Annotated in this window: 7 protein-coding genes; all 7 read right to left on the bottom strand. The window is 44.8% G+C overall.

The features are described 5' to 3' along the window. Positions 1–380: 380 nt before the first annotated feature. Entirely contained in the window at positions 381–1,415 is a 1,035-nt protein-coding gene (gene trpS, locus H8A87_RS03530) for a tryptophan--tRNA ligase (protein WP_198688612.1), read from the bottom strand. Positions 1,416–1,419: 4 nt separating this feature from the next. Next, positions 1,420–2,124, bottom strand: a complete 705-nt coding sequence (locus H8A87_RS03525) for a phosphoglycolate phosphatase (protein WP_198688611.1) — start codon at positions 2,122–2,124, stop codon at positions 1,420–1,422. Positions 2,125–2,129: 5 nt separating this feature from the next. Continuing rightward, positions 2,130–2,804: a ribulose-phosphate 3-epimerase gene (rpe, locus tag H8A87_RS03520; RefSeq protein ID WP_198688610.1), complete on the bottom strand. Its 675-nt coding sequence runs from the start codon at positions 2,802–2,804 to the stop codon at positions 2,130–2,132. Positions 2,805–2,862: 58 nt separating this feature from the next. Continuing rightward, a complete protein-coding gene (gene dam, locus H8A87_RS03515; protein ID WP_198688609.1) occupies positions 2,863–3,681 on the bottom strand; it encodes an adenine-specific DNA-methyltransferase in 819 nt (272 codons plus the stop codon). An 85-nt stretch (positions 3,682–3,766) separates the two neighbouring features. Then, complete coding sequence (locus H8A87_RS03510) at positions 3,767–4,744, bottom strand: SPOR domain-containing protein (RefSeq protein WP_198688608.1); 978 nt, start codon at positions 4,742–4,744, stop codon at positions 3,767–3,769. 157 nt (positions 4,745–4,901) lie between these two features. Further along, the gene (gene aroB, locus H8A87_RS03505) at positions 4,902–5,999 is read right to left on the bottom strand and encodes a 3-dehydroquinate synthase (protein WP_198688607.1); all 1,098 of its coding nucleotides are present in this window, start codon (positions 5,997–5,999) and stop codon (positions 4,902–4,904) included. A gap of 45 nt (positions 6,000–6,044) precedes the next feature. Beyond that, on the bottom strand, positions 6,045–6,566 hold the full coding sequence (gene aroK / locus H8A87_RS03500; RefSeq protein ID WP_038237472.1) for a shikimate kinase AroK: 522 nt from the start codon (positions 6,564–6,566) through the stop codon (positions 6,045–6,047). Between the last annotated feature and the right edge of the window lie 163 nt (positions 6,567–6,729).

The following is a 6,729-nucleotide window of genomic DNA, read 5'->3' as shown; positions in this document are numbered from 1 at the left end:
GAATTAAGTCGGTGTCCATATATCGGGTTACTTGTAATAATACGGGGCCAGCAGTGTCTGAATAATATTTAAAGGGAATTGATAAAAATAGAATATCTAGAGACTTGAGGCCTTCTGCGGCGTTTAGATTTGAGAAAGATAAAGAACATCTTTTTGGAAAGGCTGATGCGAGTGGAAGGTGGAGATATCCCAGAAAAGTCCATGGTATCGGCCATGATGATACAGAGTTTCCCTCTACGTCTAATTTGAGTTTAATTCATTATGATAAGATTATGAAATTTATTAAGAAATAAAAATGGTAATGCAAAGTTACAAGAAATCATCTACAAAAAATAATGCCAAAGAATGAATTAATATCCTTTGGCATTCATATCACACTGTTATGGATGAGCGATAAACCCTACCGCTTCATAGACCTTATCTAAGGTTGCTTGAGCGCGAGCCTGAGCCTTGGCTGCCCCTTCTGCCATGATTTGGTTAAGTAATGCTTCATCATTACGGAAATGATGGAAACGCTCCTGTAAACCTGTCAGCATTTCACATACTGCATCGGCAACCGCCCCTTTCAAATGGCCGTACATTTTGCCTTCAAACTCAGTTTCTAATTCAGGAATAGTTTTACCGGTTACGCCCGCAAGGATATCCAGCAAATTGGAAACGCCTGGCTTGTTTTCCAGATCATAACGTACGCGAGGTGGCTCTTCAGAATCGGTAACTGCTCGTTTGATTTTCTTGGCGACGGATTTCGGATCTTCCAGCAGAGCAATCACATTATTGCGGTTATCATCCGACTTCGACATTTTCTTGCTCGGATCTTGCAATGCCATCACACGAGCGCCACCTTTTGGAATGAATGGCTCTGGAACAGTGAAAATATCACCGTAAAGGGCGTTAAAACGCAGTGCTAAATCACGGGTCAACTCAAGATGCTGCTTCTGATCAACGCCCACAGGGATCTGATTGGCCTGATAAATCAAAATATCAGCAGCCATCAGAACAGGGTAATCAAACAGACCGGCATTGATGTTTTCTGCGTGACGGGCAGATTTATCCTTGAACTGAGTCATGCGGCTGAGTTCACCGAAATAGGCGTAGCAGTTCAGCACCCAGCTCAACTGAGAATGTTGTGGAACATGTGATTGAACGAAGATGGTGCTTTTCTTTGGATCAATACCACAGGCAAGGTAAAGCGCCAGCGTATCCAGTGTGCGTTTTTTCAGTTCATTGGGATCTTGGCGCACGGTAATGGCATGCTGGTTAACGATGCAGTAGATACACTCATATTCATCCTGCATTTTAACCCACTGACGTAACGCCCCCATATAGTTACCGATGGTCAATTCACCGGAGGGTTGTGCACCGCTGAATACAATAGGTTTTTGGGAGTTTGGTTTCATTACAGTGGGGTCATTCATTTTATTATGCTTCCTGAAGTTTCAACGTGGATAGTCCAATAGTTGGGAGTAAATCGGAAAAATTATCCAATATATAATCTGGGTGGTTTAATGCTATCGATTCTCCGTAGTTATATCCATAGGTTAAGCCAACACAAGGGCAACCGGCAGTTTGTGCTGCCAAAATATCATTACGGGAGTCTCCAACAAAAAGCAATTCTTCTTTATGTAGGCCAAACATGCCCATTGTTAGATACAGCGGAGCGGGATGCGGCTTTTTCTCTTTAACATCATCACCGCCCAGCACCAATGAAAAGTATTCACTGATACCCAACGATTCCAGTAATGGGGCAATAAAAGGTGTTGGTTTATTAGTGACAATTGCCATTGGAAAGTTGTGTTTTGCCAATGCAGCCAGAGTCTCTTTTACGTGAGGAAACAGTTGGCTGCCCGTGGTTATGCTAGCCTCATAAAATGCATCAAACAGTTTGCGAGTTTCGCGGTGCAATTCAGGAGAAGGTTCTGCACCAGCCCATTTTAATGCACGTTCAACCATGACATCAGCGCCGTTGCCTATCCAGATAGCCACTCGTTCTTTGCCCGCAGCGGGTAAGCCTTTGGCAATCAGAGTCTGATCCAAGGCATCAGCCAGACCGCCGGCACTGTCCACCAGTGTGCCATCCAGATCAAACGCAATAGCACGAATCCCTTTCACGACGTTATTTGTCATTATGCTTATGCTACCTTTGATAATTCGCGGCGCATCTCATCAACAGCCGCTTTATAATCCGGCTGGCTGAAAATAGCAGAGCCAGCAACGAACATATCAGCGCCGGCCTGAGCTGCCTTGGCAATATTATTGGGTTTAATGCCACCATCGACTTCGAGTCGGATATCGTATCCGCTGTCATTGATGATTTTGCGTACCTGACGCAGTTTGTTCAGTGTTTCTGGAATGAAAGATTGGCCGCCGAAACCGGGGTTAACGGACATCAGCAGAATGACATCCAGTTTATCCAAAACATAATCAAGGTAGCTGAGAGGTGTTGCGGGATTGAAGACTAAACCTGCCTTACAGCCATGTTCCTTGATGAGTTGCAGAGTGCGATCGACATGCTCACTCGCTTCGGGATGGAAAGTGATATAGGTTGCACCGGCCTTGGCAAAATCAGGGATAATGCGATCAACAGGTTTTACCATCAGGTGAACATCAATCGGAGCGGTGATACCATAATCGCGTAGCGCTTGACAGACCATTGGGCCAATAGTCAGGTTTGGGACGTAATGGTTATCCATGACGTCAAAATGCACAACATCAGCGCCTGCTGCCAAGACTTTAGCGGTATCTTCGCCTAATCGAGCAAAATCTGCGGATAGAATGGATGGGGCAATCAGAAAATCTTTCTTCATTATTATCTTCTCCAATTCATTGTTTTATCCCCGTTATTTCTGGGACAGGAAACCTCAATCACTTCCGGCAGTATAACGCCAAAAGTTCATCAACTTTACTTCGGCCAAGAATATTTCTGCTTATTGTCCGGCGGGCTTTCACAATGTAAAGGGAAGCCTGATGATACCATTCCCGCGTCATCGGTGTGTCATGATTGGATATGAGCACCGGAATGCCTTGTTGAGACGAGAGATAATAGGCTATCTGCGCCAGTTTTTCCTGATCGAGAAGGTTAAAGCTATTTGTATGGTAGGCTGTAAAATTAGCCGTGGCCGAAAGCGGGGCATACGGAGGATCACAATAAACCACCGAGCCTTTTGGTGCGTTATTCAGTGCGACTTCGTAATGCTGGCAGATGAAAGTCGCCTTTCGGGACTTTTCTGCAAACCAATAAAGCTCATCTTCAGGAAAATAAGGTTTTTTATAGCGCCCAAAAGGAACGTTAAACTCGCCTCGTGAATTATAGCGGCAAAGGCCGTTATAACAGTGGCGGTTGAGGTAGAGAAACAACATACTGCGGCGAAAGGGATCTTTGCTTTTGTTGAACTCTTCTCTCAGACGATAAAAGTTTTCGGAAGTGTTGAACTCCGATGAAAATAATGGACGGGCATGATTAATAAATTCTTCCGCACGAGATTGTACGGTGTCGTACAGGTTGACCAGATCACTATTGATGTCTGACAAAATGTAAGAATCATAATCGGTATTCAGGAATACCGAGCCTGCGCCAACAAATGGCTCAATCAAGCAATCGCCCTCTGGCAGATGATGTCTAATATCATCCACCAAGGGGTATTTTCCACCGGCCCATTTTAAAAAAGCGCGTTTTTTTTTCATGCCGTCAAATTAGTTATTCAATAATTTCAGAGCCGCAGATTGTACTCTGTTTAGGACAGCATATCAGCGCCTAATCAAAATAGTTTTATTTTTTCAGATCTTGCTGAACCTGTTGTAGTTTTCTGACCCATGGTTTTTTGGCCTGAACTTCTACAGGGAGTGAGGAAATGGCGCTTTTAGCATCAGAAACCGAACTGTAGTTACCGTGGATCAAGATAAACCATGTTTTACTATCACGTTTAGTTTCATAAACATTGTAGTTGGTAAGGTTATGTTTTTTCGCGAAAGCAATCAAGGTATCGGAGCGGCTCGCACTGCTTAATTGGAGTGTGAATCGGTTAGCAGGGGCTTCCAGCAAATCACCACCTGCATCAGCTACGTTCTTTTTGTTGGCCTGATGATTGTTATTGGACTGATAATTGCCTGTGACATGTTTAGCCACTGCCTTGGACTGACTTTCTTCTCTTCCCTTGTTTTCTATTTTCTGTGATACAGCTTGCTCCGTTTTTTTCTGTTCAATAGGCGGAGTAACCGTCGGTTTTGTTGGCTTGACCTGCTGCGATGGTGTCAGGTTTTTTTGCACCGAGTTATTGATGTTGCTTTGCTGTTGATTCAAGGCATCAGAAATATCGCCGGGCAATTCTATGCGCTGGTTGTAGCCACCAGTTCCAGTTTCGGGAGGAAGATCTTTGCTTGGGGTACTACTAATTGGTGGCAAGCCGATTTCATGTGTGTCACTGGTTGCAGGTACAGACGGATTTTCCTGCCTGTGAGCTTGAGTGCCGGAGAACGATGAAGAAGAATCAGAAAGGTCGATACTTTTTTCGGTTGTATTTGAAGGTTGCTGCTTCTCATGCTCAGTTGGCGATTTTAATGCAGAACTGATAGCAATAATCAGGAGCAAAAGTACCAGAATGCCAACACCGATCATCATTTGCTGACGAGATACCGCTAGTTTAGGCTGATTGGATTGCTTTTTGGATCGCTGAGGGCGGCGATCGGAGGTATCAGGCTTAAATTCGCTTTCTGTTTTTTGCTTGTTTTCTGATTTTAATTCGTCCATATGCCCTCCCAACAGAGATAATACTGTTAATGGTTATTTAAGGGGTTTGTCAGTCTGACCTAACTAAAACCGATAATGTTCCATCTGATAATGTAACTATTTTATAGCATAACAGCTAGAGAATGATTCATCATTCAGAATTCAGATAATCGTGCATTTAGCTGGTGGATGGTTGACATAGGCGAATGGCGTCCAATATCACTTCCTGCCCAATATCAGAACGAAGTTTTGTTTCCCCAATGGCTGTAGGCAGTACCAGATGCAGTTTTCCAGCAGAAACTTTTTTGTCGCGCATCATATGAGGTAAATAGGCATCCGGGGACATTTCCGCTGGGCCGTTGACAGGCAATTCTGCCCGTTCCAGCAAGCGAATAATACGCTGGGTATCCTGTTTTGAGAATGTGCCGACAAGCTCAGATGCTCTTGCTGCCATCACCATACCGGCAGCAACTGCCTGACCATGAAGCCAGACCCCATAACCCATCTCAGCCTCAATCGCATGTCCAAAGGTATGACCGAGGTTCAACAGCGCTCGCATACCACTGCGTTCTTGCTCATCGGTAGCCACAACCAACGCCTTGAGTTCACAGCAGCGACGAATGCAATAGGCCATTGCTTGACTGTCAAGAGCCAGTAATTTTTCAATATTGCCTTCAAGCCAGTAAAAGAACTCACCGTCCAGAACGATGCCGTATTTAATGACTTCAGCCAAGCCTGAGTACAACTCTTGAGCGGGCAAGGTTTGCAGACAATTGAGATCGACAACAACAGAAGCCGGCTGGTAGAAAGCGCCTATCATGTTTTTGCCGAGGGGATGGTTGACTCCTGTTTTTCCACCGACGGAAGAGTCAACCTGAGAAAGTAATGTGGTGGGTATCTGGATGAAACGAGTGCCGCGTTGATAACTGGCTGCGGCAAACCCCGTCATATCACCGATTACACCACCACCGAGAGCGATAAGTGTTGTGTCACGGCCATGATTATTTTCCAGTAGGGCGGAAAATATGTCATTGAGCACAAAAAGTGATTTGTACTGTTCACCGTCAGGCAAGATAACCTCATTTACTCGAAGATCCATTCCCTCCAATGTGGATTTCACCTGTTCAAGATACAGGGGAGCAAGCGTTTCATTGGTCACAATCATGACCTGTTGGCCGGCTTGCAAGGGCTTGAATGCCGCATTGGTAGAAAATAGCCCTTCGGCTATGGTAATTGGATAACTTCTTTCACCTAACGTAACAGTCACTTGTTCCATATCAGCTTTCGCCTTATCGTTTACCGCAGTACGGATCCGCTATAATCAGTTTTTTTCCAGTAATTCAATGATTTGGTTAGCGACGACTTTGGCGCTTTGCTCATCCGTACGAATAGTCACGTCAGCAATTTCCTCGTAAAGAGGATTGCGCTCATCAGCCAAATTTTCTAAAACTTCACGTGCTGGTGCATCAACCTGAAGTAAAGGGCGTTTTTTATCGCGCTGGGTACGAGCTAACTGTTTTTCGATGGTTGTTTCTAAATAGACGACCACACCACGGGCAGACAGGCGATTGCGGGTTTCTTTTGATTTAACGGAACCCCCTCCGGTAGCCAATACGATGCCTTGTTTTTCAGTCAGTTCGTTAATTATTTTTTCTTCGCGGTCGCGGAAGCCTTCTTCGCCTTCCACATCAAATACCCAGCCCACGTCAGCTCCGGTACGTCGCTCAATTTCTTGATCAGAGTCATAAAACTCCATATTGAGTTGCTGAGCTAACTGACGACCAATAGTGCTTTTGCCGGCACCCATAGGCCCAACCAGAAAGATATTGCGTTTCTCTGCCATGTTTTTGGTATTACTAAGACTATTTGTTAATGATAACCCGCCCCGCCAATCAGATTAGCAGCGGGACCTAAACTGAAACCTCATGAGTGAGAATGTGAGATCAGATAGGAAAATTATCTCAGCACATCAACCTGTATTGCAACTATATAAATCTGGCACGAGC

The organism is Xenorhabdus lircayensis, from assembly GCF_016306625.1.
Classification (GTDB): Bacteria; Pseudomonadota; Gammaproteobacteria; order Enterobacterales; family Enterobacteriaceae; genus Xenorhabdus; species Xenorhabdus lircayensis.
This window is presented reverse-complemented; position numbering and strand designations above follow the sequence as displayed.

Excerpts from the sequence above, each read along its gene's own strand:
- trpS (WP_198688612.1), bottom strand. The coding sequence starts at position 1,415 with ATGAATGACCCCACTGTAATGAAACCAAACTCCCAAAAACCTATTGTA.
- H8A87_RS03525 (WP_198688611.1), bottom strand. The coding sequence starts at position 2,124 with ATGACAAATAACGTCGTGAAAGGGATTCGTGCTATTGCGTTTGATCTG.
- rpe (WP_198688610.1), bottom strand. The coding sequence starts at position 2,804 with ATGAAGAAAGATTTTCTGATTGCCCCATCCATTCTATCCGCAGATTTT.
- dam (WP_198688609.1), bottom strand. The coding sequence starts at position 3,681 with ATGAAAAAAAAACGCGCTTTTTTAAAATGGGCCGGTGGAAAATACCCC.
- H8A87_RS03510 (WP_198688608.1), bottom strand. The coding sequence starts at position 4,744 with ATGGACGAATTAAAATCAGAAAACAAGCAAAAAACAGAAAGCGAATTT.
- aroB (WP_198688607.1), bottom strand. The coding sequence starts at position 5,999 with ATGGAACAAGTGACTGTTACGTTAGGTGAAAGAAGTTATCCAATTACC.
- aroK (WP_038237472.1), bottom strand. The coding sequence starts at position 6,566 with ATGGCAGAGAAACGCAATATCTTTCTGGTTGGGCCTATGGGTGCCGGC.